2 protein-coding genes are annotated in these 3,140 nt (G+C 68.1%); one reads left to right on the forward strand and one right to left on the reverse strand.

Annotated elements, in window-relative coordinates; translation table 11 throughout:
* Window positions 1-36 precede the first annotated feature (36 nt).
* Window positions 37-1,155 (reverse strand): IS630 family transposase, encoded by a 1,119-nt coding sequence (locus tag ACIQE0_RS38685; protein ID WP_402341085.1) that lies wholly within the window; start codon window positions 1,153-1,155, stop codon window positions 37-39.
* A 361-nt stretch (window positions 1,156-1,516) separates the two neighbouring features.
* Here ACIQE0_RS38685 and murJ point away from each other — a divergent pair, with 361 nt between their 5' ends.
* A complete protein-coding gene (murJ, locus tag ACIQE0_RS38690) occupies window positions 1,517-3,085 on the forward strand; it encodes a murein biosynthesis integral membrane protein MurJ (protein ID WP_402341088.1) in 1,569 nt (522 codons plus the stop codon).
* Window positions 3,086-3,140 lie beyond the last annotated feature (55 nt).

The raw sequence follows: 3,140 nt of genomic DNA on the forward strand, positions 1-3,140 counted from the left end.
CTAAGTGGTCGGATCCGTAAATCCTTCGGGGGTTGATCACGCTGCCACCACAGCGGAGGATTCTTCGTGGTGATCGGCGGTGTGCTGGTCGAGCCTGGCCAGCAGAGCGTCCAGGTCGGAGGTGGTGAACTTCCACTGGAACGGCTGTGCCGCGGCGTTGTAGCGGACTTCGAAGGCTCGGAGCCGGTGCCTGACCTCGGTGAGGTCGGTGAAGTCGTTGGGCGAGACCACCTTGCGCTGGACGACGGAGAAGTAGATTTCCACCTGGTTCAACCAGGAGGCGTGCACGGGAGTATGGACCATCACGGCGTTCGGGAACACCGCGGCCAGCCGGTCGGCGGCCTTCTGCCCGCGATGGGAGGAGCCGTTGTCCACGATCCAGAACACGCGCTTGGCACTGGCATAGGGCTCCTGGCTCATGACCTGGGTAACCAGGTGCATGAACGGGACGACGCCGGTCCTGGGCTCGGTACGGCCGAACACGCGGGCGTGGTGGACATCGTAGGCGGCGAGGTAGGCCAGGGCACCGCCACGTCCGTAGGTGTGGTTGACGCGCATCGCCCTGGCCTTGCCGGGGGCGAGGGTGGGATGGCAGCGGCAACGGGCCTGGACGGAGGTCTTCTCGTCCGCGCTGATCACGTACTCGTCCTCCCTCAGCTGTTCGCCCTGCCAGGTGCGGGCGTACAGGTCCAGCACCCGGGCGGCCTTCAGACGGAAGCCGGGGTCGGTGATGAAGATCCAGGAGCGGTGCTGCCAGGGCTTGATCGCGTCCTGGGCCAGCCAGCGGCGCACGGTGGACGCCGAAATGAACGTGGTGATGCCCCGCCGGACGGCCTCGCGGGCCAGTTCCGGGCACGACCAGCGTGAGACTGGCACTCCGGTCTCGGCGGGCAGTCGGCAGGCCAGCGCCTTGACCTCGGCTGCCTGCAGGGGTGTGAACGAGGCGGGACGGCCGCAGCGTTGACGGTCGTTGAGGCCGGGCAGGCCCGCCTGGGCGAACCGGCCACGCCAGCGGCGCACGGTGTCCAGGTGCAACCCCGTCTCCCGGGCGATGCGCGCGTTGGAGCGCCCGCGCGCGGCGTGCAGCACCACCTGCGAGCGCACCCTCAGCCGGTGCTCGGTCTTGTGGCCGTAGGCCATCTTCTTCAACCGCACGCGTTCAGCGGCACTCAGGGCTATCGGACAGGCAGTGCGGACGGGCATGGCAGGCGAACCGATCGGCCGAAGTGGATCACTGGCAAACCTCAGCCTGCCTCGCCCCACCGCCGGTGCGGGGCCCACATGTCGCGGCGAGGGCGGATCGGGCAGGAGAGCAGCGCCGTGCTGGAGCCGAGGAGCCCCGGATGGTGCGCCCTGGGCCTCGAACCCGAGGCCCTCCAGACCGGCGAGCTCTGGATCGTAGATTGTTCCCATGATCGAGGAGACGTCGCCCGAGCGAATAGAGCGGTCCACAAGACGGAGGCACGCCGCCCCGAAGCAGGCGAAAGGCGGGGGATTGCTGCGTTCGTCTGCGCTGATGGCGGCGGGCACCGTGGTCTCGCGTGCTACCGGACTGATACGGCAGGTGCTGCAGGCCGCCGCACTGGGCACCGGGCTGCTGGCCACCACCTACAACCAGGCCAACACGGTGCCGACCAGTTTATACTTCCTGCTGATCGGCGGCGCACTGAACTCTGTCCTGGTTCCCCAACTGGTCCGGGCCCGCGCCGAAGACCCCGACGGCGGCGCCGCTTTCGAGCAACGCCTGGTCACCCTGGTGTTGTGCGTCCTCGGTGTGGGGACCGCTCTAGCCACGTGGGCCGCCCCTGAGATCATCAGCGTCTACCAGCGCGACACACCCGCCACGCACGACGCGTTCGAGCTGACCGTGGTCTTCGCCCGCTTCCTGCTCCCGCAGATCTTCTTCTACGGCGTGTTCAGCATCTTCGGCCAAGTCCTCAACGCTCGAAGCCGGTTCGGCGCGATGATGTGGACACCGGTCCTCAATAACCTCGTGCTGATCGCCATGTTCGGCCTCTACCTCGGCCTGATGACCGCCCCCGAACAGGTCTCGGACATCACCGACACCCAGGTCCGGCTGCTCGGGATCGGGACCACCCTCGCACTCGCCCTCCAAGCCCTCGCCTTGATCCCCTACGCACACGCGGCCGGCTTCCGATTCCGGCTGCGCTTCGACTGGCGAGGAACCGGCCTGCGCAAGAGCGTGAACGCCGCCCGCTGGACCCTGCTGTTCGTGCTGGCCAACCTCGCGGCGAGCACGGTGGTCACCCGCCTGGCCTCCGCCGCCGATACCGCCCTGCCTCGCGACGGCGTCGGCTATACCGCTTATAGCTATGCTCAGCAGATCTGGATGCTGCCCCAGTCGATCGTCACCGTCTCCCTCGTGACAGCCCTGCTCCCACGCATGAGCCGGGCGGTGACGGAGCACCGCATCGACGACCTGCGCGCCGACCTGTCACGCGCGCTGCGGGTCAGCGGCGTCATCATCGTCCCGGCCGCCTTCTTCTTCCTCGCCTTCGGCCCGCAGATCGCACAACTGCTGTTCGCCCACGGCACCGCCGACGCCGGCTCCACCGTCCCCTTGGGCCACATGCTGCAAGCCTTCGGCCTGGGACTGATTCCGTTCTCCGCCCAGTACCTCCTGCTGCGCGGCTTCTACGCCTTCGAAGACACCCGAACCCCGTTCCGGATGGCGGTGTGGATCAGTGCCGTCAACATCGCTCTCGCCGCTGCCTGCCACCTGTTGTTGCCCCCGCGCTGGGCGGTCACGGGAATGGCCGCCGCCTACGCTCTGTCCTACGCGATCGGCCTGCTGCTGACCGCCGTGCGCCTGCGGCGACGCACCGAAGGGCTACTCGACGGGCGGCGAATCTGCCGCACCTACGCAAAACTGACCGCAGCCGCCACCGCAGCCGGGGGTGCCGGGTGGCTCATCGCCCGCTCCTGCAGCCAGAACCTGGCAGCAGCCTCTTGGACGCCCGCGCTTTCGCTGGCTGCGGGCGGCATCGCGATGGCCCTGCTGTTCCTGCTCTTCGCACGGATCTCGCGGATCGCGGAGCTGCGCAGCCTGCCGGGGCTGGGGTGAACCTGGCACCAACGAAGTCAACCCCCGAAGGATTTACGGATCCGACCACTAAGCA

This window comes from Streptomyces sp. NPDC093097 (assembly GCF_044754325.1).
Classification (GTDB): Bacteria; Actinomycetota; Actinomycetes; order Streptomycetales; family Streptomycetaceae; genus Streptomyces.

Coding starts and splice junctions, on each gene's coding strand:
- murJ (WP_402341088.1), top strand. CDS start 1,517: ATGGCGGCGGGCACCGTGGTCTCGCGTGCTACCGGACTGATACGGCAG.